The organism is Bacillus sp. BHET2 (assembly GCF_005938125.1).
GTDB lineage: Bacteria > Bacillota > Bacilli > Bacillales > Bacillaceae_B > Rossellomorea.
Genome location: NZ_VCQN01000001.1, coordinates 1,312,385 through 1,337,377, shown reverse-complemented (window position 1 = coordinate 1,337,377; position 24,993 = coordinate 1,312,385). Strand labels below are relative to the sequence as shown.

Sequence of the window (24,993 nt, the reverse complement as noted above, 5' to 3'; positions counted from 1 at the left end):
AAGGGGGCAGCTCTATTATAGAGTTTGTCCCCTTAAACTATGTTAGAATGAATGCATAGACTGGATCGTATCGTGAGGGGGAAAATAGAATGAAGTACAAAAGTGTATTCGATATAATTGGTCCTGTTATGATTGGTCCTTCAAGTTCTCACACAGCTGGTGCTGCCAGAATCGGGAGAATGGCAAGAACCTTGTTTCGACGTGAACCAAAATGGGCAACGATTTCTTTTTATGGTTCCTTTGCTAAGACCTACAAGGGTCACGGAACAGATGTAGCCATCGTAGGCGGGATCCTTGATTATGATACTTATGATGAACGAATAATTGAATCGGTTAATGTCGCTAAGAAAAAAGGAATAAAGATTAAGTTTTTAGAAGAAGATGCCATTACGGACCACCCTAATACTGCCCGAATCCGTATGGGGGATGAACAAGGTGAAATTGAGTTGGTCGGTATTTCCATTGGTGGTGGGAAAGTTGAAATCATTGAATTGAACGGATTTGAACTTAAACTATCCGGACACCATCCAGCGATATTGGTTGTTCATGATGACCGATTTGGAGCGATCGCGTCCGTATCCAACATCATTGCCAAGCATCAGTTGAATATCGGGCATATGGATGTTTCTCGTAAAGAAAAAGGTCAGATGGCATTAATGACCATTGAAGTAGATCAGCCGATTGATGAGGCAGTCATTACTGAATTGACGTCTCTGCCTAATATCACTCAAGTTACACGGATTACCGATTAATCAACTACTATAATGATAGCGTTTACATACTAGGAGGTCGTTAAAATGTTTCGAAATGTAGCAGAGTTAGTTGAACTTGCTGAGAGTCAGAATAAGAAAATTTCTGATATCATGATCGAACAAGAAATCGAATTTACAGGGAAAACATTTGAAGAAGTATACAGTCAAATGGAGAAGAACCTAGAAGTAATGGAACAAGCAGTTGCAAGAGGGCTTGAAGGTGTCAAATCCCATTCAGGTCTAACCGGTGGGGACGCTGTGCTTTTACAGAAATATATAGAAAAGGGTCACTCTCTATGTGGTGACACCATTCTAGATGCAGTGAGTAAGGCAGTAGCGACAAATGAGGTGAATGCAGCAATGGGTACGATTTGTGCTACACCGACAGCGGGGTCTGCGGGGGTGGTGCCGGGGACGTTGTTTGCCGTAAAAAACAAGCTGAATCCCACGAAGGATGAAATGATCAGATTTTTATTTGCGTCAGGAGCATTTGGCTTTGTTGTGGCGAATAACGCATCAATCTCAGGTGCAGAAGGTGGATGTCAAGCCGAAGTAGGCTCAGCAAGTGGAATGGCTGCTGCTGCGATTGTGGAAATGGCAGGAGGAACGCCAAGTCAATCAGCTGAGGCTATGGCGATTACCTTAAAGAATATGTTAGGCCTTGTATGTGATCCTGTTGCGGGTCTCGTTGAAGTGCCGTGTGTGAAGCGTAATGCAATGGGGGCTGCCAATGCAATGGTCGCAGCGGATATGTCACTCGCTGGTATAACAAGCCGAATCCCATGCGATGAAGTAATCGATGCGATGTATAAGATCGGGCAAACAATGCCTGTTGCTCTTCGTGAAACAGCTCAAGGGGGTCTGGCTGCAACACCTACCGGTCGAGAGCTTGAAGCGAAAATTTTTGGGGTTTCCCTGAATAAACGTGCAGACTCATAATGAATCGGTAACGATCCAGAACATTAAGGGGATAGGTGAAGAGATAGCTTTACAGCTGAATACAATGGGGATTTATTCAGTTCTGGATCTGTTAGAATATCTGCCTTACCGATATGAAGATTACAGGCTTCGAGACCTTGAGGAAGTAGCCCATGATGAGCGTGTCACGGTGGAAGGTAAAGTACATTCTGAGCCTTCCTTAATGTTTTATGGAAGAAAGAAATCCCGTTTGACTCTGCGTATATTGGTGGGAAGAAATTTAGTTCAAGCCGTATTTTTTAATCAGCCTTACTTGAAGAAGAAAATCAACCTCAATGATACTGTGACAGTAACAGGTAAATGGGATAAAAACCGGCAGATTATCACAGTACAGTATTTCCAGGCAGGACCTCACAGTAAACAGGCAGATTTCGAACCTGTTTACTCATTGAAAGGTTCAGTGAAAAATAATACGCTACGGAAATTCATTAAAAAGGCTTTCGAGGATTATGACCATTTGCTCGAAGAAAACCTTCCTCAACGCTTAATGGAGAAATATAAGCTTTCTAGCCGAAAGGAAGCTTTGTATCATCTCCACTTTCCTGATTCCACTGAAGATATGAAGCAGGCAAGAAGACGATTTGTATATGAAGAATTTTTGTTGTTTCAGCTTAAAATGCAGGCACTAAGGAAGTTTGAAAGAGAACACTCTTCAGGCATGCAACAGCATTATGATTTGGATAAGGTGAAGGGATTCGTTGAATCTTTGCCGTTCCCGCTAACCGAAGCGCAAAAACGGGTCGTGAATGAGATCTCAGCAGACATGTTATCTCCTTATCGGATGAATCGTCTTTTACAAGGAGATGTAGGTTCGGGGAAAACGGTTGTATCGGCTATTGCGTTATATTCGAGTGTGACAGCCGGGTATCAGGGGGCGTTAATGGTCCCGACTGAAATCCTAGCAGAACAGCATGCTAACTCCCTAAGTGAGCTGTTTGCCCCTATAGGCGTATCGGTTGCCTTGTTAACAAGTTCGGTAAAGGGAAAGAAGAGGAGACTGTTGTTGGAGAAGTTGCAAGAGGGAGAAATTGATATCCTTATCGGAACACATGCTCTTATTCAGCAGGATGTTCAATTCAAACATCTTGGACTAGTAGTAACTGACGAACAGCATCGTTTCGGTGTAAACCAAAGACGGGTTCTAAGGGAAAAAGGGGAAAGTCCTGATGTGTTGTTCATGACAGCGACTCCGATTCCGAGGACACTTGCCATTACAGTGTTTGGGGAGATGGATGTCAGCATAATCGATCAAATGCCAGCAGGAAGAAAGGCAATTGAAACCTATTGGGCAAAGGCGGATATGCTATCTCGGGTGCTTACATTTATGGATAAGGAATTAGATCAGGGAAGGCAAGCTTATGTGATTTGTCCGCTGATCGAAGAGTCCGATAAACTGGATGTTCAAAATGCCATTGATGTCTATAATCAAATGCTTCATTACTTTGAGGGAAGGTACAAGGTCGGCCTGATGCACGGGAGACTTCATCCTGACGAAAAGGACGGAGTGATGAGAGAGTTTAGTGCGAATAACCTTCAAGTACTTGTATCTACTACTGTTGTCGAGGTTGGTGTGAATGTTCCGAATGCCACATTTATGCTTATATACGACGCTGAGCGATTTGGTTTATCTCAATTACATCAGTTGAGAGGAAGGGTAGGACGAGGAGAGCATCAATCGTATTGTATCCTCCTCGCTGAACCAAAGACTGAGGTCGGAAAAGAACGAATGAAAATCATGACGGAAACAAATGATGGCTTCGTTTTGAGTGAAAAAGACCTTGAGCTAAGGGGACCAGGTGATTTCTTTGGGAGAAAACAAAGCGGGCTTCCTGAGTTTAAGGTTGCGGATATGGTGCATGACTACCGGGCGTTAGAAGTTGCCAGGGACGATGCGACAAGCTTAATTCAATCAGATCATTTTTGGGAAAATCCTGAATTTGAACCCCTCAGACTATATTTATCTGAATCGGGTGTATTAGAGGGAGAGAAGCTGGACTAGAAAGGCAGATTGTGAGATTATTTCTTGCAATCTGCTTTTTTTGATTATATACTACTATTAGTACCTAGTACTAATACTGGACGGTGTTAATATTGAGACTTTCAAAAAAAGAAAGACAGGGAAACCTTACTGACACGATAAAAGAAAATCCTTTCATCACTGATGAGGAATTGGCTGACCGTTTTCGGGTGAGCGTACAGACTATTCGGTTGGACCGTATGGAATTGTCGATACCAGAGCTTCGGGAACGAATAAAATATGTTGCAGAGAAATCGTTTGAAGACGAAGTGAAATCTTTGCCTATCGAAGAAATTATTGGAGAAATTATTGATATAGAATTAGATCAAAGTGCTATTTCCATTTTTGACGTAAAACGGGAACATGTGTTTATTCGAAATGGAATTGCGAGGGGACATCACTTATTTGCACAGGCGAATTCCCTTGCAGTCGCTGTTATTAATGACGATCTGGCATTGACAGCTAAATCAACTATCCGTTTTACCCGGCCAGTCAAAGAAGGGGAACGGGTTGTCGCTAAAGCAAAAGTGGTACATACGAAAGATCAAAAGGACCGAACAACGGTGGAAGTCCAAAGCTTAGTCGGTGGAGAGCTCGTTTTTACAGGTGAATTTGACATGTATCGCTCTAAAAAATCTGTAAAGGATGAAGAGTAGATGAAAATAGCCGTTGATGCAATGGGCGGAGATCATGCCCCTAAAGAAATCGTTCTGGGTGTAAAGCGGGCCTTAAGCGAATATAACGATATGGAAGTTCTATTATACGGAGATGAAAATCAAATCAAGCAATACATTACTCAAGATGATCGCCTGACGATTGTTCATACTGATGAAGTGATTGAGGCTACAGATGAGCCTGTCAGAGCCGTGAAACGAAAGAAGAATGCATCGATGGTTCTAATGGCCCAAGCTGTTAAAGATGGAGAAGCTGATGCCTGTATCTCAGCTGGGAATACCGGTGCCCTTATGACTGCGGGATTGTTTATAGTTGGGAGAATAGAAGGGATTGAACGTCCTGCTTTAGCTCCGACGCTACCAACACTGAATGGTAATGGATTTCTTATGCTTGATTTAGGTGCCAATGTTGATGCAAAACCCGAGCATCTTGCTCAATATGCCATTATGGGTAGTATTTATGCAGAAAAGGTAAGGGGAATTAACAATCCTCGTATCGGATTGTTAAATATCGGTACAGAAGACAAAAAAGGAAATGAATTAACGAAGAAAGCATTCCAGTTATTAAAGAATGTTCCGATCAATTTCGTAGGAAATGTAGAGTCCCGTGATTTACTAGAGGGACCCGCTGATGTTGTCGTAACCGATGGGTTCACTGGAAATATGGTGCTGAAAACGATAGAAGGAACGGCTCTTTCCGTATTCTCTATGCTTAAGAAGACGTTTACAGCTTCAACAAAGAATAAAATTGCTGCTGGATTGGTGAAGAATGACTTGAAACAACTAAAGGGCATGCTTGATTATACGGAGTACGGAGGAGCGGGATTATTCGGTCTAAAGGCACCGGTCATTAAAGCCCATGGTTCTTCAAATGAAGTGGCCTTTTATAATGGGATGAGGCAAGCGAGGGAAATGGTAAAACACAATGTTTGCCATACAATTAAAGATGCTATTAAGGGGAGTGTGGAATAATATGAGTAAAATCGCGTTCATCTTTCCCGGTCAAGGTTCACAAACAGTTGGTATGGGAAAGGAATTGGCTGAAAAACACCCGGAAGTTCAAGCGTACTTCACAAAAGCGGATGAAAGACTGGATACAAAGCTAACTAGAGTTATTTTTGAAGGCCCACAAGAGGAGCTTACGCAGACGACTAACGCTCAACCTGCATTATTAACAACGAGCATGGCCATTCTGGAGCGGTTAAAAGCAGAAGGCATCACCGCTGATTATACTGCAGGACATAGCCTGGGAGAATATTCTGCTTTGGTGGCAGCAGGAGCACTCCGTTTTGAAGATGCCGTATATGCCGTACGTAAAAGAGGGGAATTTATGGAGGAAGCTGTTCCTAGCGGAGAGGGAACGATGGCAGCTATCCTTGGAATGCCAAGAGAACCTCTTATGGAAATAACCGATTTTGTTACGAATGACGGACATCCTGTCGGCCTCGCAAACTTAAACTGCCCAGGTCAAATTGTTATCTCGGGAACAATGAAAGGCGTGGAGCTTGCATCAGAATTAGCCAAGGAAAAGGGAGCAAAGCGCATCATTCCACTTCAAGTAAGTGGGCCATTCCACTCTCAATTAATGAAACCTGCTGCAGAACAGTTTATTTCAATCTTAGATTCGATTACGATAGATGATGCGATTGTACCGGTCATGGCGAATGTGACAGCATTACCTGTGACCGATTCTGAAGAAATCAAGCGTTTATTAATCGAACAATTATACTCACCTGTTAAATGGGAAGATTCTGTTGAGAAACTGTTGGGATTAGGCGTGGATACGTTTATCGAAGTTGGACCTGGGAAAGTGCTTTCGGGTTTGGTGAAGAAAGTGAATAGACGAGTGAAAACGTATGCTGTTCATGATGAAGCATCCTTAGAACAAACCATTCAATCGTTGAAGGAGGAAGCTTAAATGAATTTAGAAGGTAAGGTAGCCCTGGTAACGGGAGCGTCCCGTGGGATTGGAAGAGAAATTGCTCTAGAGCTTGCGAAGAAAGGCTGCAATGTTACAGTGAACTATGCAGGAAGCGAAGCGAAAGCAAATGAAGTTGTTGACGAAATCAAGAGTTTAGGCAGAGAGGCAATTGCCTTACAATGTAATGTATCCGATAGCGAAGCGGTTCAAGAAATGGTGAAGGAAACCATTCATCAATTCGGTTCAATTGATATTCTAGTTAATAATGCTGGAATAACGAAGGACAATTTGTTAATGAGAATGAAGGAAACCGAATGGGATGATGTCATCAACATCAATCTAAAAGGTGTATTCCTCTGTACAAAGGCTGTCACCCGTCAGATGATGAAACAAAGAAGTGGTAGAATCATCAATATTTCCTCTATTGTCGGAGTGAGTGGAAATCCTGGCCAAGCAAACTATGTGGCTGCTAAATCTGGTGTAATCGGATTAACGAAAACAACAGCGAGAGAATTGGCTCCTCGTGGGATCACAGTGAATGCAATTGCTCCTGGATTTATCTCCACTGACATGACGGATCAGCTTCCTGAGGGTGTACGGGCGGAAATGTTAAAGCAAATTCCTTTAAGCCGTTTTGGGGATCCGCAGGATATTGCGAAAGCAGTATCGTTCGTTGCATCTGATTCAGCTTCTTATATGACAGGCCAGACCCTCCATATTGATGGTGGAATGGTCATGTAATTTCATGATATAAATATTTTATTGAACGTTTTCATGTATACTCTTTTCATAAGAGGTCAAAATGCTCTATAATACTTGAGGGGAGGTGACAAAAATGGCAGAAGTATTAGATCGTGTAACAAAAATTATCGTAGATCGTCTTGGTGTAGATGAATCTCAAGTAAATCTTGAAGCTTCTTTCAAAGAAGATTTAGGAGCAGACTCCCTTGATGTAGTTGAGCTGGTTATGGAACTTGAAGATGAATTCGACATGGAAATCTCTGACGATGATGCTGAAAAAATCGGCACAGTAGGTGATGCTGTGAACTACATAAACGCAAAGGCTTAATCGTTAGCTTGAATTAAAGGTGGTATAAACCCGTCTTTCGTTCAACATCATTTCAAACTTGGTAGAGGTCTCACTTCTACCAAGTTTATTTGTGTTCTAACCTAATGTTGAAGAAATTTTTGCGTAAATGATTTTTTTAGAATAAACTGGATTAGTAAACTATGAGAACATATGGAGCAAGGTGGAGTGCCTTATGCGAAAGCAAAGTAGAAATAATGGATCATCGAAACATAAAAATGATTTAAAGTTCAAAACGTTTCAAAATCAAATGGGAATTCAATTTACAGATGAAAAACTACTTAAACAAGCTTTTACCCATTCATCCTATGTGAATGAGCATCGCAGAAAGCCTTATGAAGACAACGAACGCTTGGAGTTTCTAGGTGATGCCGTGCTGGAATTAACGGTTTCACAATTTCTTTTTAAGAAATATCCCATGATGAGTGAGGGAGAACTTACGAAATTAAGGGCAGCGATCGTGTGTGAACCGTCACTTGTTACGTTCTCGATTGAACTGAACTTTGGAGAGCTCATTCTCCTTGGTAAGGGAGAGGAAATGACTGGTGGCAGAGAGAGACCTGCTTTACTCGCAGATGTCTTTGAGGCTTTTATTGGAGCGGTATATTTAGATCAAGGATTGGAAACAGTCGTATCAATCTTAGAGAAGGTTGTCTATCCAAAAATTAATGTCGGTGCTTTTTCTCATGTGATGGATTATAAGAGTCAGTTACAAGAGCTGGTCCAAAGGGGCAGTGCTGGAATGATTGAATACAGTATCTTAGAAGAAAGCGGCCCCGCCCATAACCGCCAGTTTATTTCCCGTGTCAGTTTAAATGGGGAAGAACTAGGGGTAGGAAAAGGGCGTTCCAAGAAAGAGGCGGAACAACAAGCTGCACAGAAGGCGCTAGAAATGTTAAAACAAAAGCTAGACGCGAAATAGGGGGAAAGAAGATGTTCCTCAAACAACTAGAAGTAATGGGGTTTAAATCTTTTGCAGAAAGAATATCCGTGGAATTCGTCCCGGGAGTTACGGCTGTTGTTGGACCAAACGGCAGCGGGAAAAGCAATATTATCGACGCAATCAGATGGGTACTTGGGGAGCAATCGGCCAAAAGCTTACGGGGATCGAAAATGGAAGATGTCATATTTGCCGGCAGTGATTCGAGAAAAGCCCTGAATATAGCAGAAGTGACCCTCGTGTTAGATAACGAGGACGGAGCTCTTCCCATCGATTACTCAGAAATCAGTGTCACAAGAAGAGTATATCGCTCTGGTGATAGTGAATATTTACTCAATAAACAGCCTTGTCGGTTGAAGGACATAATTGAATTGTTTATGGATTCCGGTCTTGGTAAAGAAGCATTTTCTATTATCAGTCAGGGGAAAGTAGAAGAAATCCTGAATAGTAAGCCGGAAGAACGGAGAACCATTTTTGAAGAGGCTGCTGGTGTATTAAAGTACAAGTCACGAAAGAAAAAGGCTGAAAATAAATTATTTGAAACTCAAGAAAACCTTAATCGAGTAAATGATATTCTTCATGAATTAGAAGGTCAGGTGGAACCTCTTAAGATTCAATCATCAATGGCCAGGGATTATCTCGAAAGGAAAGAAGAGCTGGAGAAGTTCGAGGTCGCCTTAACGGTTTATGACATAGAAGATATACATAAGCAGTGGAAAAAGCTTAGCGAAGAATTTGAACATCATGGAAAAGAAGAATTAGCTCTATCTATGCATATCCAAAAAAAAGAAGCGTTCTTGACCCAAACCAGGGATAAAATCGCGGCTCTTGATGAATCGATTTCAAATCTTCAAGAAGTGCTCCTTTCTACCAGCGAAGAGTTAGAGAAACTTGAAGGTAGAAAACAAGTGTTAGTGGAACGAAAAAAAAATTCATCAACGAACGAATCTCAATTAATTCAATTCATAATAGATGCAAAGAAACAGATTACCCGGTTATCTTCTGAAAAAGATGAGGCAGAACGTGAATTCACATTAATCGAGTCAGAAGTGGCAGACCTGAAAAGAACACTCATCACGAAACAGGACCAATTCAAGCACTACAATGAAAATATTGAAGATGTTATCGAATCTTATAAAAGTGATTACATCGAAAAACTGAATCAACAGGCTTCAGCGAAAAATGAAATTCAATACCTTCAACAGCAACTGGACCAACAATCCAGTCGAAGTGGACGGTTGGAAGCAGAAAATGAAAAATATGTGACTCAACGGGAAGAATTACAGTTGAGCCACAAAGAGCGGGCGAAAAATCTCCAAGAGCAAAAAGAACAAATCGATGAGCATATTTTCTTTTATCGAGAGGAACAAAATAAGCTCGAATCGATAAAAGTAAAATATGAAAAACAAGAAAAAACACTTTATCAAGCGTATCAATTTCTGCAACAAGCAAAATCCCGTAAAGAAATGCTTGAAGAGATGGAAGAAGATTATTCTGGTTTCTTCCAGGGGGTAAAAGAGGTTCTTAAGGAGCGCACTGGCCAGTTAACTGGTATAAAAGGAGCGGTAGCTGAGTTGATTTCGGTTCCTAAATCATATGAAACGGCTATGGAAACCGCTCTCGCTGCTTCCATGCAGCACATTGTTGTGGAAAAGGAGGAAGATGGTCGAAAAGCCATCGCCTTTCTAAAGAAGAACCAATATGGACGTGCAACATTTCTGCCGATGAATGTAATCAAGGGAAAATCGATACCTGATAGTCAAAAGAATATGCTGAAAGGGCATGCTTCCTTTATTGGAATAGGAGCTGATTTACTTTCATATGATGAACGCTATCAAATGGTGATCTCTAATCTGGTTGGAAATGTCATCATCACGAAGGACTTAAAGGGCGCAAATGAAATCGCCAAGCTCATTCAATACCGCTATCGTCTTGTTACATTGGATGGGGATGTGGTCAATCCTGGCGGTTCGATGTCAGGTGGTACGGTGAAGCAGAAGAAGAATTCACTTCTTTCCAGAAAAGGTGAGCTTGAAGAAATGAAAGAAAAGCTCGTGGCAATGGAAAATCAGACTGAACAGCTTCAATCTCAAGTGAAATCACTCAAAGAAGAGTGCGGTTTCAGGGAGAAAAAGCTGGAAGAAATGAGGGTGAAAGGGGAACGTTTGCGCCTTAAAGAGCAAGAACTGCTCTCTCAACTTCGTGAAATTGAACTGTCGCAACAAAACCTCGACGAAAGACTGTCATTATATGATTTAGAGAAAAAAGATTTCACCTCGATAAAAGAAAAACATAGCTCAAGAACGAAAGAACTGGAGGAGTCTCTAAAAGAAATTGGAGAAGAGATATCCAAGCTTGACCAAAAGATCAGCGAACTCACTACTCAGAAAAATAGCGAACGGACTTCCAAGGATGCACTATTGAATGAAATCAGTGATATGAAGGCAAATCTAGCCGCTAAGAACGAGCAATTGGTAAACAGTCGCCAGCAGTTGAAACGCATGAACGAATCTATGCTGGAAACAAAAAAACAAAAAGAAGCTCTCCAGGATGATCTAGAATGGCTTCAAACTGAAATGAAGGATAATTTCTCTGGAGAAGAACAACTCGGTGAAAAAGCAGAAGAATGTGCCCTGCAAAAGGCTGAAACAACCAAGCTGATCTCATTGCGGAGGGACGAGCGTTTAAATCTTCAACACGCTGTTGAAGACGAAGAGCTTGAGTTAAAAGAATTAAAACGTCAGCACAAAGGGCTTGTCGGAGCATTAAGGGATGAAGAAGTAAAAATCAATCGCCTGGATGTTGAGCTAGAAAATCGACTTGATCATTTGCGTGATGAGTATATGCTCTCTTTCGAAGCGGCAAAGGCAGATTACCCATTGACGCTAGAGGTGGAAGAAGCAAGAAAAAAAGTAAAGCTTGTCAAATTAGCTTTAGAAGAACTGGGCACCGTTAATCTGGGAGCTATTGATGAGTATGAACGAGTAAAAGAAAGATACGAGTTTCTAGTAGAGCAAAAAAACGATTTAGCAGAAGCCAAGGATACTCTTTATCTGGTCATCAATGAAATGGATACAGAAATGGTCAAACGCTTTGATCAGACTTTCACAGCCATACAAGTGGAATTTGAAGGGGTATTTAAAGCATTGTTTGGCGGAGGGCGAGCTCAGTTGAAGCTTACAGATCCTTCAGACATTCTCCATACCGGGGTTGATATAGTAGCACAGCCACCAGGGAAGAAACTTCAGAATCTGGGACTAATGTCCGGTGGAGAGAGAGCTTTGACGGCGATCGCTCTATTGTTTTCAATTCTGAAGATCAGACCTGTCCCATTTTGTATACTTGACGAAGTCGAGGCTGCCCTCGATGAAGCAAATGTACAGAGGTTCAGTCAATATTTGAAGAAATTCAGTGACGATACACAATTTATCGTCATCACTCACCGTAAGGGCACGATGGAAGAGGCTCATGTGCTTTATGGAGTAACGATGCAGGAATCAGGTGTGTCTAAATTAGTATCGGTCAGATTACAAGAAACAAAGGAATTACTTGAAACTTAATGAGCGGGGTGTGAAAGAGTGAGTTTTTTTAAGAAGCTTAAAGACAAATTTACGCAATCCGGTGACAATGTAACGGAGAAATTCAAGGATGGGTTAAGTAAAACCAGGGATAACTTCACTTCAAAGGTAAATGATCTGGTTGCCAGATACCGTAATGTGGATGAAGAATTCTTTGAAGAACTGGAAGAAATCCTAATCGGTGCAGATGTTGGCTTTGATACCGTCATGGAGCTGATTGATGAACTCAAGCTTGAAGTGAAACGTCGTAATATACAGGACACAGAGGATGTTCAATCTGTCATCTCAGAGAAATTGGTTGATATCTACCAAGGAGATCGCGTAGAGGATAGCAGCCTTAACATTCAAGAAGACCAACTGACCGTTTTATTGTTTGTCGGAGTAAATGGTGTTGGGAAGACGACCACTATCGGGAAAATGGCTCATATGTTTAAGGAACAAGGAAAGAAAGTTGTCCTTGCAGCGGGAGACACGTTTCGTGCTGGAGCAATTGAACAACTAGAAGTATGGGGAGAGCGAGTCGGGGTTCCGGTTATTAAACAAGCAGCCGGAAGTGACCCTGCGGCTGTCATGTTTGATGCCGTTCAATCTGCAAAAGCGAAGAAAGCAGATATACTCATATGTGATACAGCTGGAAGATTACAAAATAAAGTAAACTTGATGAAAGAATTGGAAAAAGTTAAACGGGTCATTGAAAGAGAGATCCCAGGAGCGCCACATGAAGTGCTGTTAGTACTTGACGCTACAACAGGTCAAAATGCCATGGTACAGGCAAAAACCTTTAAAGAAGCAACAAATGTCTCAGGGATCGTCCTGACGAAGCTGGATGGGACAGCAAAAGGTGGGATCGTACTGGCGATCAGAAACGAGCTTGAGATCCCTGTGAAATACGTGGGACTTGGCGAGAAAATGGATGACCTGCAGCCGTTTGATGCAGAAAAATATGTATACGGCCTGTTCTCCAATCTCGTTGATAAAGAAGAAGAATAGAATAAAAAAAGAGTAGCCTGAAGAAACGAATAGTTTCCAGGTTGCTCTTTTTTATATTCTATTTAAAAGTTGTTTTCGTAAATTTTGTTGCTATTTAAGGTAACGATTGGTGGTGCTAGGAGGATGGATTGTAGGTCCTAGGAAAGTGAAGTTATTCCCCTCACCATCTATAGCGCTCACTTCTTGATAGAAGCATAGTAGCTATAATTAAATTTCCGCTTAAAATGAAATAACATCAATTTTAAATCGTAAAATATCACGTAGTATTCTTGACAAACGCCCGTAAAGACTGTATTCTTCATATGTAAAGGTTTTTCACTTAACAAGGAGGGATATCCGTGCTGGAGAAAACGACCAGAATGAATTATCTCTACGATTTTTATCAATCATTGTTAACTCCCAAGCAAAGAAGCTATATGTCCCTCTATTATTTAGATGATTTCTCTTTAGGTGAAATCGCTGAAGAGTATAATGTTAGTCGACAAGCAGTATATGATAACATTAAACGAACAGAGGCAATGATCGAGGAGTACGAAGAAAAGCTTTTATTATTTAATAAATTTCAAGAACGCAACGAGATTCTTGATAAACTAAGACAAAAAATAGAAGAGCCATCAATCGATTCTTCTCATTGTTTAAAACTCATTGATGATCTTGAAATATTGGATTAGGAGGCGGCATGAATGGCATTTGAAGGATTAGCCGACCGACTGCAAGGTACGATACAAAAAATCCGCGGTAAAGGAAAGATCTCAGAAGCGGATGTTAAAGAAATGATGCGTGAAGTTCGTCTTGCTCTTTTGGAAGCAGACGTTAATTTTAAAGTGGTCAAGCAATTCGTCAAGAAAGTAAGTGAACGTGCTGTAGGACAGGAAGTCATGAAGAGTCTTACACCAGGACAACAGGTCATTAAAGTTGTTCAAGAAGAGCTTACAAACTTGATGGGCGGCGAGCAGAGTCAAATTGCTGTTTCGAAACGTCCACCAACCGTCATTATGATGGTCGGTTTACAAGGTGCAGGTAAAACGACGACCACTGGAAAGCTTGCGAACCTGCTTCGGAAGAAACATAATCGCAAACCACTATTAGTAGCTGCTGATATTTACCGTCCAGCTGCCATCAAGCAGCTGGAAACAATCGGGAAGCAACTGAGCCTCCCTGTATTCTCTATGGGAGATCAGGTAAGCCCGGTGGAAATTGCGAAAAGCGCCATCGAAAAAGCAAAAGAAGAACATCACGATTATGTCCTGATTGATACAGCAGGTCGACTTCATATTGATGAAAATCTAATGGGAGAGTTGGAAGAAATTAAAGAACTCTCAAATCCAGATGAGATTTTCCTCGTGGTGGATGCCATGACTGGTCAAGATGCCGTTAACGTCGCTCAAAGCTTCAATGAAGCTCTTGGCATTTCTGGTGTTGTTTTGACCAAGCTTGATGGTGACACACGAGGTGGGGCAGCTCTGTCCATCCGTTCAGTCACTGAAAAACCAATTAAATTTGTTGGGACGGGTGAGAAGATGGATGCTTTGGAAGCCTTCCATCCTGAGCGCATGGCATCAAGGATTCTTGGTATGGGAGATGTTTTGTCCCTTATTGAGAAAGCCCAGGCCAACGTGGATGAAGACAAGGCTAAAGAGCTTGAGCAAAAAATGCGTACCATGTCTTTCACATTTGATGATTTCCTGGAGCAACTAGGTCAGGTGAAACAAATGGGTCCTCTTGATGAATTGCTGAAGATGATGCCAGGAGCAAACAAGATGAAGGGTCTCGATAAGGTTCAAGTCGATGACAAGCAAATTAGTCATGTTGAGGCCATCATCCAATCAATGACAAAGGATGAGAAAATCCATCCTGAAACCCTCAATGCCTCTCGTCGTAAACGGATTGCCAAAGGGAGCGGAACATCGATTCAAGAGGTAAACCGACTTCTTAAGCAGTTCGAGGATATGAAGAAAATGATGAAACAGATGAGTGGTATGCAAGGAAAAGGTAAGAAAAAAGGGATGAAATTCCCATTTATGTAAGACTTTTGTTCGGTTTTTCAAAAGAAAAATTGAACTGTTAAGAAAAAACACTTTACAAACAAAATACACATTTGATATTATACTAACTTGTGTGAAACTATTCGGAGGTGCTTTAATAATGGCAGTAAAAATCAGATTAAAACGTATGGGATCAAAAAGATCACCTTTCTATCGTATCGTAGTTGCAGATTCTCGTTCACCACGTGATGGACGTCAAATCGAAACAGTTGGAACTTACAACCCGGTTGCCAAACCAGCTGAAGTGAAAATCGATGAAGAGCTAGCTCTTAAATGGTTATCTAATGGTGCGAAACCATCTGACACAGTTCGTAACCTATTCTCAAAACAAGGCATTATGGAAAAATTCCACAATGCTAAAAACAGCAAGTAATCGATTAGATCGATGAAAGATCTTATTCTAACGATTGTGAAACCCTTAGTGGACCATCCGGACGATGTTCGTGTCGACTTGGATGAAGGAACGAACGGTTTAACGTATAAGTTATCCGTTCATCCTGAGGACATGGGTAAGGTTATTGGGAAACAAGGGAGAGTAGCTAAATCGATTCGAACTGTGGTATACGCTGCAGCAGGATCTTCACAACAGAAGAAAATCTTTTTAGAGATTGTGGAGTAAGGAAGCTTTCATAAGCTACTTGCTTCGGCTCTAGGAATTAGGGGACTGACACACAAAGGTTACTATATAGCCTTAAGACGTCAGTCTCCTTTTTCATAGGAATCAAAGACCAGAAATGGCAAGATCTATAGGGACTATAAACCCTTTACACAATTCACTGCTCCCCTAAGAACACCCTAAAGATCCATACTTCAGCGTGGGGTGAATGATAAGGAGGAGGATCACGTTTGAATGTAATACATACAATTACGATTAAACAGGTATTAACAGAAAAAAGTAAGAACTTGTTAATGAAACGGTATGAAAACCAAAAGTTTCATTTAGCAAAGGAAAGTGACCAGTTACAGTTCGAGATGAAAAAGATTGAGAGAGGGAAAAAATATCCTTCACATAAATTGAATCAGCATTTTGAAAAAGAGTTGAATGATCGTGCGGAAAAAATCAAATTGTTGGATTTTCAGATTGAGCAATTATCGATTTTACCCATAGGAAGCGAATTAAAGGAAAAAGAAGTACAAGGTATGATGGATATTCAAGTTGGTGACAATTGGGAAGAGGAAACCCTTTCCAAGACGATTGTGATAGAAGATGGTATAGTGAAAGAAATTCGTTAAGTTAAGAGGTGAAAGCGATGGAAAAGTGGTTTAATGTAGGTAAGATTGTCAACACCCATGGAGTGAAGGGTGAATTGAAAATCGTTTCGACAACAGATTTTCCCGAAGAACGCTATCAAAAGGGAAACAGGCTATTTTTGTTCCAAGGTCAGGAGCAGGAACCGATCAGTCTTGTGATTAAATCTCACCGAAATCATAAAAGTTTTGATTTGCTAACTTTTGAAGGATATGAAAATATTAATGAGGTTGAGAAATTTAAAGAAGGTATTCTGAAGGTGCAGGAAGATCAACTTCAGGAACTAGAAGAAGGGGAATACTACCTCCATGAAATCGTTGGATGTAAGGTTGTGACCACTTCAGGAGAAGACATCGGGGTCATCAAAGAGATCCTTAGCCCGGGAGCAAACGACGTATGGGTCGTCAAGGGAGAACGGGGTAAAGAACATCTTATTCCCTACATAGAAGATGTTGTTAAGAGCGTTGATATCGAGAAACAACTTATCATGATCGAGCCGATGGAAGGTTTGTTATCATGATGAGAATTGACGTCCTTTCACTATTCCCTGCCATGTTCGAGGGGATCTTTGGTGAATCGATTCTGAAAAAGGCAACGGAAAAAGAAGCTGTAACCTATAATGTGATCAACTTCAGAGATTATGCAGATAATAAACATAGTAAAGTGGATGATTACCCTTACGGCGGTGGAGCTGGCATGGTATTGAAGCCCCAGCCGATCTTTGACGCTGTTGATGCATTGAAGAAAGAACAGAAGTCAAAGCCGAGAGTCATCCTCATGTGTCCTCAAGGAGAACGCTATACTCAGCAAAAAGCAGAGGAACTTGCGAAGGAAGATCACCTCGTATTTATATGTGGTCATTATGAAGGCTATGATGAACGAATTCGAGAACATGTCGTAACAGATGAGATTTCGATAGGAGACTACGTCCTGACGGGTGGGGAACTAGGTTCCATGGTGGTCATTGATAGTGTCGTCAGACTGCTTCCCGGGGTTCTCGGGAATGAAGACTCTCCTATATTGGACTCGTTTTCTTCAGGACTCCTGGAGCACCCTCAATACACCCGTCCCGCCGATTTCAGAGGATTGAAGGTGCCTCAGGAGTTGATCTCGGGCAATCACCGATTGATCGATGAATGGAGAGAGAAAGAGAGTCTGAGAAGAACCTACCAAAGAAGACCAGATCTATTGGAAACCTATCCACTAACAGATCGACAAATGGTATGGATAGAGGAATGGGAAAAGTCTAAATAGGCTATTGCATCCTTGTTTCCTGTATGATATTATATTCTTTGTGGCTTGAGGAGATAGCTTCTTTAAGCCATTGATCCCGATGTTCCGCTGCAATCTATCGCTTTTGTAAGAGCATCTGTTGGAAGGAGTTGAATAAGATGCACAAATTAATCGAAGATATTACGAAAGAACAGCTTCGCTCTGATCTACCATCTTTCCGTCCTGGTGATACAGTACGTGTACACGTTAACATCGTTGAGGGTACTCGTGAACGTATTCAGGTATACGAAGGAGTAGTAATCAAACGCCGCGGTGGCGGTATCAGCGAAACATTCACTGTTCGTAAAATTTCTTACGGTGTTGGTGTTGAACGTACTTTCCCAGTACACACACCAAAAATCGCTAAATTAGAAGTTATTCGTCGCGGTAAAGTACGTCGTGCGAAACTTTATTACCTACGTAACCTACGTGGTAAAGCGGCACGTATTAAAGAAATTCGATAAGAACGTAAGAAAAGGAGCTTGGAGACAAGCTCCTTTTCCTTGTTTTAGAATGACTCACTATTTTCAAGAAACCACCTTTTTATGATGAGAAATCGAAGAGGTTCTAGTAGAATAGAAAAAGATAGTAAAATACTTTGGGTGGTGGAGATGTGGTTAAAGAAAAAAATGAGTGGTGGGAGTGGATGAAGGCCCTGTTAATTGCAGTGGGATTAGCTGCTATTATCAGATTCTTTTTATTTGCCCCAATAGTTGTAGATGGATTATCAATGATGCCTACTTTACATAACGGTGATCGAATGATTGTAAATAAACTCGGAGAACCTGAGCGATTCGATATCGTCGTTTTCCATGCTCCTGAACAAAAGGATTATATTAAACGGGTCATCGGTTTGCCTGGAGATAAAGTAGAGTACAAAAATGATACACTATATATAAATGGTAAAGCCTATAAAGAATCCTATTTAAATGAATATAAAGACCAATTAAACGGTGGCGTGTTAACGGAAGATTTCACCTTGAAGGATATTACAGAACAAGAGACCGTTCCTGAAGGGGAAATCTTTGTAATGGGTGATAATCGTCGTTTCAGTAAAGATAGCCGTCATATCGGTACGGTTAGTATCGATGAGGTAATCGGTGACACCAAAGTGATTTATTGGCCTGTTAAAGATATAAGATTGGTGAAATAAAAGAAAAAATTGTTTGGAGGTGGTCATATGACAATACAATGGTTTCCAGGGCATATGGCTAAAGCTCGTAGACAAGTTACCGAGAAATTAAAGCTTGTCGACATTGTGATTGAATTAGTAGATGCAAGAATTCCGTTATCGTCACGAAATCCAATGATTGAAGAGATCATTGGAGAGAAGCCCCGTCTCGTATTGTTAAATAAAGCAGACATGGCAGATACAAATAGAACGAATCAATGGATTGCCTACTTTAGAAAACAGGGAATAACTGCGCTTGCCGTCAATGCGCAAGCAGGCAAAGGACTGCAGGTTATTGTTCAAGCCGCTAAAGAAATCCTTAAAGAGAAGTTTGACCGTATGAAATCAAGGGGAATGAGACCTCGTGCCATAAGGGCGATGATCGTAGGAATCCCAAATGTGGGGAAATCGACGTTAATTAACAGGCTTGCCAAGAAAAATATAGCAAAAACCGGGAATACACCAGGTGTGACGAAAGCCCAACAATGGATCAAAGTGGGGAAAGAGCTTGAATTGCTTGATACACCGGGTATTTTATGGCCCAAGTTTGAAGATCCCAAGGTCGGTTATAAACTTGCTCTAACCGGAGCCATTAAGGATACAATCTTGAATTTACAAGATATTGCTGTATACGGTTTAAGATTTCTCGAAGAGCACTACCCTGAGCGCTTAGAAGAGCGATACGGCCTCGAAGAAATACCGGAAGAGGTAGTGGATAGCTTTAATGAAATCGGCGCCAAAAGAGGCTGTCTGATGGCCGGTGGAGCTGTGAATTATGACAAAACGTCTGAGATCATCGTTAGGGATATCCGAAATGTGCAATTAGGTCCTATGACGTTTGATTTTATCGGTGAATCAGACCAGGATAATGAATAAACAAAGAGGCTGTATAGAGAGAAGGACTCTCTTTTACACAGCCTCTTTATTTTTATATTGTATATCCGATATATAGAGGAGGAGCCCATTTGGCGAAAGAACAAAGAACGATTAAAGAGATTAGTGAAATAATCGGATCTGTCTCAGATTCCGATCCGGTTTTAAAAGAATTTAAGAGGGATGACAGAAAAGGTGTACAAAAACTCCTTTTACAAGTTGAACGTGCTCGAATGAAGCGGGTTAAGGAATTAGAAGAATTTAAAGTACTCACTCAATATGAAAATAATTTACGCCTTCAGGGCTTCAAACTCATAGCAGGAATAGACGAAGTCGGTAGAGGCCCCTTGGCAGGTCCAGTCGTAACGGCAGCCGTCATCTTGCCTGTTGACTTCTATTTGGCAGGTTTGAATGATAGCAAGAAGATATCTGAGTCGAAAAGGGAAGAGTACCATGATTACATCCAGGAGCATGCCGTTTCTATTGGAATAGGAATGGTTCATGCAAATGAGATCGATTCCATTAACATTTATGAAGCAACCAAAAAGGCGATGAATGAAGCAGTCGCAAATTTGCCTATGCATCCAGAGTATCTACTGATTGATGCGATGAAAATCGATTCTCCCTATCCGAGTCAATCCATCATCAAAGGCGATTCGAAGAGCATATCCATCGCGGCCGCTTCAATTATTGCAAAGGTGACGAGGGACCGGATGATGAAGGAGCATGCTGGAAAATATCCGGGATATGGTTTTGAGAAAAATGCAGGGTATGGTACAAAGGAACATTTGAATGGCCTGAAAAAACACGGCGTAACACCTCTTCACCGCAAGAGTTTCGCGCCGGTGAAAGAGCTACTCTAACTCTTTTTTAGGTTAATATTTGAATTGACTCAATCGAGGATAATGTAAAACGCCAATAAATCATGGAACGGGAGATAGGAAGATGACCCACATTCATGGTACGACTAGTAATCAGCCAGTCTCCTCCAGGGATGGCAATGCTTTCTCATTACAGGATGGGAAAGTTTTAAATATACGGGTTCATAAGCTAATAGGAGAAAGTATTGCCGAAGTATCTGCCAATGGGCAACGGTTCATAGCAAAACTTGATGCCCCACTGGAAGAAGGAGAACGTTACTGGGTGGAAGTAAAGCAATCAGAAACGGGTGTAAGTCTCAGGCTGATTCGGGCTCAACCTGGTGAAATTGATGAAAAAAGTATAGCGTTAGACCTTTTACGTCATTTGTCCTTCACTGGTAAAGAAAAAGAGATGACTTCTTTGGTTATGGAGTTAGTGAAAAATAAAATACCGGTCAATAAAGAAATGCTTTTATTTGCACACAAGCACATTTTTGGAAAAGGTGCATCTGAGAACGTGAAGGTATTGCTAGAGATGGCGAAACGGGACTTGCCGTTCACTGAAAGGATATTTTCTTCCATGAAAGCGGGTGAAGCAAATAGCGGCTTCATCTCAAAGTTAAACATTCTCTCTTCGAAGTTAAATGAAACAGGAAGGGATGCCTCTTCCCTTGCTTTATTACAGAAGTTTCAGAAACCAATGCGCATGGTTTTGGTAGAAAGGCTTGTGATAAAAGCATTATCAGGATTGATTAACCCGTCCCAATCCTTCTCGAATCGATTAGGGCATTTCGACTTATTGAAGTCCCTCGGGTTCTTTCAGGAAGAAGTCGCCATGAATCAATGGAAGGAAGGTTTAACAGCTACGATCCAGGAAGGAATTTCTTCTAATGAGCCATTAGAGAGGAAGCTTGAATTTTTGAAAGGAACGGTAGAAGGCAATCCTGTTGGGGAAAAGCTTCGTAATGAAGTGACAAAGCTACAAGAAACGATGGTAAACAACAAATCTGACATCCCGAAAGCAGTCCGATCTTTTGTAGATAAATGGATAAATGCCATGAAGGATTCGGAAGGTTTTATGAATGATCATACAGACAAACCCACTTTAAATATGGCAAAACTACTGATGGGACTTGTCGGGGAGGAGAAGAGACAGTTGATGGAGGTGAACTACACAAAGCTCGAGAATACTTGGAGCAATGGTGTACCTGCATCCAACCAGGAGCGGATCTTTCAGAAGCTTTATCATCAATTAGAGCAGGATATTACCCATCAAATCCAAGGAGACGAATTAGCAAAGGTTTTGAAAAGGGTAATCGGTGCGTTTGGGGTAAACTACGAAGCTCAATTGCAGAATAATGGGTACGACATTCAAAACCTTACATTAAAAGAGCATTTAGTCGGGCTCAGCGGGAATCATCCTTTACAGGAAATACGCCAATTAGCTGATGACATCGTCCTGAAAATGAATCATCAAGTTCTTCAATCACAAGAGAATGCTCCTTTTCTCACAATCGTACAACAATTCCCTCTTTTTTTATTTGGCAGAGACACAGATATTACTTTACAATGGACCGGAAAAGAAAAGGAAAAAGGGGTCATTGATGAAGATTACTGCCGGGTACTATTCTATTTGGAACTAGATAGCTTGAATGAAACCTTGGTAGATATGCAAGTTCAAAACCGTGTGATCACCTTAACGGTATGGAACGAGCATCCTGATGTCGAAAGAGTCTCCCGTTTCTTGCTTCCCGATTTAAAAGAAGGGTTGGAAGGACTGGACTACCGGTTATCAACTGTGAAAGTGAAAATACCGGATAAACATATTGGACTTTCTGAAACAAGTATAGAGGAGCATGCTAGTAGGACATTCTCTGGAGTTGATATAAAGATATGAAAAGGGAACAAGCACGTAAAGAAGCAATTGCTCTAGGATATGACCAAGAAAAAGGATCAGCCCCAAGGGTACTGGCAAAAGGGAAAGGAATCATAGCTGAAAACATTCTTGCAAAAGCCAGAGAGCATAAAGTACCTGTACAAGAAGACAAGAGCTTATTGTCGCTTCTCGGGAATTTGGATGTAGGAGAATCGATACCTGAAGAATTATATGGTGCAGTAGCTGAAGTTTTTGCTTTTATTTACAGATTGGACAGGGATATTTCTAAAAAGATGTGAAATATAATATGCAGTTTGAATAAGAACTGGTTGAATCCTATCTGGTAATGCGAAGAAATATATTTTTTAAGTATAATAATTGAATGGAATTCTCTTCAATAAACATAGCGCAATATGGACAAATTCTAGTGAGTTATGTTCAGAATTTTTAAATTAATATAATATTTTTTGCATAATGGTAGACATCTATACTGTCATTTAATACAATGAAAGCGCAGTCTATTTTTTGAAGAGTTTGATAGGAGGATGGAAAATGAATATCCATGAATATCAAGGTAAAGAAATCCTCAGAAATTACGGGGTGTCCGTACCAAATGGTAAAGTGGCTTTTACAGCTGAAGAAGCAGTAGAAGCGGCGAAAACGTTAGATTCTAGCGTATATGTAGTAAAAGCTCAAATCCATGCAGGTGGTCGAGGAAAAGCTGGCGGGGTTAAAATCGCCAAAAGCCTTGACGAAGTGCGTACATATGCAGATGAGTTAATTGGTAAAACGTTAGTGACTCACCAAACAGGTCCTGAAGGTAAGGAAGTTAAACGCTTACTTGTTGAAGAGGGCTGTGATATTAAAAAAGAATATTACGTAGGTCTAGTTTTAGACCGAGCGACTTCTCAAGTTGTATTGATGGCTTCTGAAGAAGGCGGTACAGAGATTGAAGAAGTAGCAGAACAAACGCCAGAAAAGATCTTTAAAGAGTATATTGATCCGGTTGTCGGCTTAACAGGCTTCCAAGCTCGACGCATTGCGTTTAATATCAACATTCCTCAAAAACTGGTTGGAAAAGCAGCCAAGTTCATGATGGGATTATATAATGTGTACATCCAAAAGGATGCTTCAATTGTTGAAATCAACCCACTAGTTGTAACGGGAGATGGGGATGTAATGGCACTGGATGCGAAGTTCAACTTCGATTCAAATGCTTTATACCGTCAAAAAGATGTCATCTCATTACGTGATCTTGAAGAAGAAGATGCAAAAGAAATTGAAGCATCTAAATATGACCTTAGCTATATTTCCTTAGATGGGAATATCGGTTGTATGGTTAATGGAGCCGGGCTTGCCATGGCTACGATGGATATCGTAAAGCATTATGGCGGAGATCCCGCTAACTTCCTTGATGTTGGGGGCGGCGCAACAGCAGAAAAGGTAACAGAAGCGTTCAAAATCATTCTTTCTGATGAACACGTTAAAGGTATTTTCGTTAATATCTTCGGTGGAATCATGAAATGTGATGTTATTGCAACGGGTGTTGTAGAAGCAGCTAAGCAAATCGGTCTTCAAGTACCTCTGGTTGTTCGTCTTGAAGGTACAAACGTTGACTTAGGAAAAGAAATCCTGAATAAATCAGGATTGAATATTATTGCAGCTGAATCTATGGCAGACGGCGCACAAAAAATCGTTGAGCAAGTAGGCTAAGAAAGGCGGGGGACTAATGAGCGTATTTATTAATAAAGATACCAAGGTTGTTGTACAGGGAATTACAGGATCAACAGCTCTTTTCCACACGAAGCAAATGCTTGAATACGGTACACAGATCGTTGCAGGTGTAACACCTGGAAAAGGCGGAACTGAGGTTGAAGGCGTGCCTGTTTTCAATACAGTGGAAGAAGCAAAGAAAGCAACTGGTGTAAATGCTTCCGTCATTTATGTTCCAGCACCATTTGCAGCAGATGCAATCATGGAAGCGGTAGATGCCGAGCTTGATTTAGCTATTTGTATCACAGAGCATATCCCTGTGTTAGACATGGTAAAGGTTAAGCGGTATATGGAAGGCAAGAAAACACGTCTTGTCGGGCCAAACTGTCCTGGAGTCATCACTCCTGACGAGTGTAAAATCGGGATCATGCCTGGTTACATCCATACAAAAGGCCATGTAGGTGTCGTATCTCGTTCTGGTACGCTTACTTATGAGGCTGTTCACCAACTTTCTCAATCCGGAATCGGTCAATCGACTGCAGTTGGTATCGGTGGAGACCCTGTGAACGGTACAGACTTTATCGATGTATTGAAAGCATTCAATGAAGATGAAGACACTTATGCTGTCATCATGATTGGTGAAATCGGTGGTACTGCTGAAGAAGAAGCAGCTGAATGGATAAAAGCCAATATGACGAAACCTGTAGTTGGATTCATCGGTGGACGTACGGCACCTCCAGGGAAACGTATGGGACATGCCGGAGCGATTATTTCTGGTGGTAAAGGAACGGCTGATGAGAAAATCCGTGTAATGAACGAGTGCGGTATTCAAGTTGCACCAACACCTTCAGATATGGGTGAAACATTGATCAAGGTTCTGAAAGAAGAAGGAATTCTGGATAAGTGTAAAACTCATTAATCATTTTTTGAGACTGATAGCGATGATGCTATCAGTCTCAGTTTTATATATTCTACTAGTTATTATGAGGGAGGCCAT

The 24,993-nt window shown here is 41.1% G+C and carries 26 protein-coding genes; all 26 read left to right on the top strand.

Going from position 1 to position 24,993, the window contains the following annotated elements; all coding sequences use genetic code 11:
- Positions 1–89: 89 nt before the first annotated feature.
- The 26 genes from sdaAB to sucD all read left to right on the top strand — a co-directional run bounded on the left by sdaAB (position 90) and on the right by sucD (position 24,915).
- Positions 90–752 carry an L-serine ammonia-lyase, iron-sulfur-dependent subunit beta gene (gene sdaAB, locus FGG79_RS06845; RefSeq protein WP_138776971.1) on the top strand — a complete coding sequence of 221 codons (663 nt, stop codon included), beginning with the start codon at positions 90–92 and terminating at the stop codon, positions 750–752.
- Between the two features lie 45 nt (positions 753–797).
- On the top strand, positions 798–1,691 hold the full coding sequence (gene sdaAA, locus FGG79_RS06840) for an L-serine ammonia-lyase, iron-sulfur-dependent, subunit alpha (protein WP_138776970.1): 894 nt from the start codon (positions 798–800) through the stop codon (positions 1,689–1,691).
- Positions 1,678–3,729 carry an ATP-dependent DNA helicase RecG gene (gene recG, locus FGG79_RS06835; protein ID WP_481747254.1) on the top strand — a complete coding sequence of 684 codons (2,052 nt, stop codon included), beginning with the start codon at positions 1,678–1,680 and terminating at the stop codon, positions 3,727–3,729. The genes sdaAA and recG overlap by 14 nt, the downstream gene beginning before the upstream one ends.
- Before the next feature lie 92 nt (positions 3,730–3,821).
- Positions 3,822–4,403: a transcription factor FapR gene (fapR, locus tag FGG79_RS06830; protein WP_138776968.1), complete on the top strand. Its 582-nt coding sequence runs from the start codon at positions 3,822–3,824 to the stop codon at positions 4,401–4,403.
- A complete protein-coding gene (gene plsX, locus FGG79_RS06825; RefSeq protein ID WP_138776967.1) occupies positions 4,404–5,393 on the top strand; it encodes a phosphate acyltransferase PlsX in 990 nt (329 codons plus the stop codon).
- Position 5,394: 1 nt separating this feature from the next.
- Positions 5,395–6,339, top strand: coding sequence for an ACP S-malonyltransferase (gene fabD, locus FGG79_RS06820; RefSeq protein ID WP_138776966.1), 945 nt, complete (start codon positions 5,395–5,397; stop codon positions 6,337–6,339).
- Positions 6,340–7,083: a 3-oxoacyl-[acyl-carrier-protein] reductase gene (gene fabG, locus FGG79_RS06815; protein WP_138776965.1), complete on the top strand. Its 744-nt coding sequence runs from the start codon at positions 6,340–6,342 to the stop codon at positions 7,081–7,083.
- Between the two features lie 94 nt (positions 7,084–7,177).
- A complete protein-coding gene (gene acpP, locus FGG79_RS06810; protein WP_138776964.1) occupies positions 7,178–7,411 on the top strand; it encodes an acyl carrier protein in 234 nt (77 codons plus the stop codon).
- Positions 7,412–7,604: 193 nt separating this feature from the next.
- Positions 7,605–8,351: a ribonuclease III gene (rnc, locus tag FGG79_RS06805; RefSeq protein WP_138776963.1), complete on the top strand. Its 747-nt coding sequence runs from the start codon at positions 7,605–7,607 to the stop codon at positions 8,349–8,351.
- 11 nt (positions 8,352–8,362) lie between these two features.
- On the top strand, positions 8,363–11,929 hold the full coding sequence (gene smc, locus FGG79_RS06800) for a chromosome segregation protein SMC (protein WP_138776962.1): 3,567 nt from the start codon (positions 8,363–8,365) through the stop codon (positions 11,927–11,929).
- A gap of 18 nt (positions 11,930–11,947) precedes the next feature.
- Positions 11,948–12,937 carry a signal recognition particle-docking protein FtsY gene (ftsY, locus tag FGG79_RS06795; protein ID WP_138776961.1) on the top strand — a complete coding sequence of 330 codons (990 nt, stop codon included), beginning with the start codon at positions 11,948–11,950 and terminating at the stop codon, positions 12,935–12,937.
- A 338-nt stretch (positions 12,938–13,275) separates the two neighbouring features.
- A complete protein-coding gene (locus FGG79_RS06790; protein WP_138776960.1) occupies positions 13,276–13,608 on the top strand; it encodes a putative DNA-binding protein in 333 nt (110 codons plus the stop codon).
- A gap of 12 nt (positions 13,609–13,620) precedes the next feature.
- The gene (ffh, locus tag FGG79_RS06785) at positions 13,621–14,964 is read left to right on the top strand and encodes a signal recognition particle protein (protein ID WP_138776959.1); all 1,344 of its coding nucleotides are present in this window, start codon (positions 13,621–13,623) and stop codon (positions 14,962–14,964) included.
- Between the two features lie 118 nt (positions 14,965–15,082).
- On the top strand, positions 15,083–15,355 hold the full coding sequence (rpsP, locus tag FGG79_RS06780) for a 30S ribosomal protein S16 (protein WP_113968244.1): 273 nt from the start codon (positions 15,083–15,085) through the stop codon (positions 15,353–15,355).
- Positions 15,356–15,367: 12 nt separating this feature from the next.
- Positions 15,368–15,601, top strand: coding sequence for a KH domain-containing protein (locus FGG79_RS06775; RefSeq protein ID WP_138776958.1), 234 nt, complete (start codon positions 15,368–15,370; stop codon positions 15,599–15,601).
- 227 nt (positions 15,602–15,828) lie between these two features.
- Positions 15,829–16,215, top strand: coding sequence for a YlqD family protein (locus tag FGG79_RS06770; protein WP_138776957.1), 387 nt, complete (start codon positions 15,829–15,831; stop codon positions 16,213–16,215).
- Positions 16,216–16,232: 17 nt separating this feature from the next.
- Positions 16,233–16,751, top strand: coding sequence for a ribosome maturation factor RimM (gene rimM / locus FGG79_RS06765; protein ID WP_138776956.1), 519 nt, complete (start codon positions 16,233–16,235; stop codon positions 16,749–16,751).
- A complete protein-coding gene (trmD, locus tag FGG79_RS06760) occupies positions 16,751–17,485 on the top strand; it encodes a tRNA (guanosine(37)-N1)-methyltransferase TrmD (protein ID WP_171050865.1) in 735 nt (244 codons plus the stop codon). Before rimM ends, trmD begins: the two co-directional genes overlap by 1 nt.
- A 137-nt stretch (positions 17,486–17,622) precedes the next feature.
- Entirely contained in the window at positions 17,623–17,967 is a 345-nt protein-coding gene (gene rplS, locus FGG79_RS06755; RefSeq protein ID WP_032088854.1) for a 50S ribosomal protein L19, read from the top strand.
- Positions 17,968–18,116: 149 nt separating this feature from the next.
- Positions 18,117–18,656, top strand: a complete 540-nt coding sequence (gene lepB / locus FGG79_RS06750; protein ID WP_138776954.1) for a signal peptidase I — start codon at positions 18,117–18,119, stop codon at positions 18,654–18,656.
- A gap of 27 nt (positions 18,657–18,683) precedes the next feature.
- On the top strand, positions 18,684–19,550 hold the full coding sequence (gene ylqF, locus FGG79_RS06745; protein WP_138776953.1) for a ribosome biogenesis GTPase YlqF: 867 nt from the start codon (positions 18,684–18,686) through the stop codon (positions 19,548–19,550).
- 89 nt (positions 19,551–19,639) lie between these two features.
- Positions 19,640–20,410, top strand: a complete 771-nt coding sequence (locus FGG79_RS06740) for a ribonuclease HII (RefSeq protein WP_276607953.1) — start codon at positions 19,640–19,642, stop codon at positions 20,408–20,410.
- An 82-nt stretch (positions 20,411–20,492) separates the two neighbouring features.
- Complete coding sequence (locus FGG79_RS06735) at positions 20,493–22,304, top strand: hypothetical protein (protein ID WP_138776952.1); 1,812 nt, start codon at positions 20,493–20,495, stop codon at positions 22,302–22,304.
- Complete coding sequence (locus FGG79_RS06730) at positions 22,301–22,582, top strand: EscU/YscU/HrcU family type III secretion system export apparatus switch protein (RefSeq protein WP_138776951.1); 282 nt, start codon at positions 22,301–22,303, stop codon at positions 22,580–22,582. The genes FGG79_RS06735 and FGG79_RS06730 overlap by 4 nt, the downstream gene beginning before the upstream one ends.
- A gap of 253 nt (positions 22,583–22,835) precedes the next feature.
- Complete coding sequence (sucC, locus tag FGG79_RS06725; protein WP_138776950.1) at positions 22,836–23,996, top strand: ADP-forming succinate--CoA ligase subunit beta; 1,161 nt, start codon at positions 22,836–22,838, stop codon at positions 23,994–23,996.
- 16 nt (positions 23,997–24,012) lie between these two features.
- Entirely contained in the window at positions 24,013–24,915 is a 903-nt protein-coding gene (gene sucD, locus FGG79_RS06720; RefSeq protein ID WP_138776949.1) for a succinate--CoA ligase subunit alpha, read from the top strand.
- The last annotated feature ends 78 nt before the right edge of the window (positions 24,916–24,993 follow it).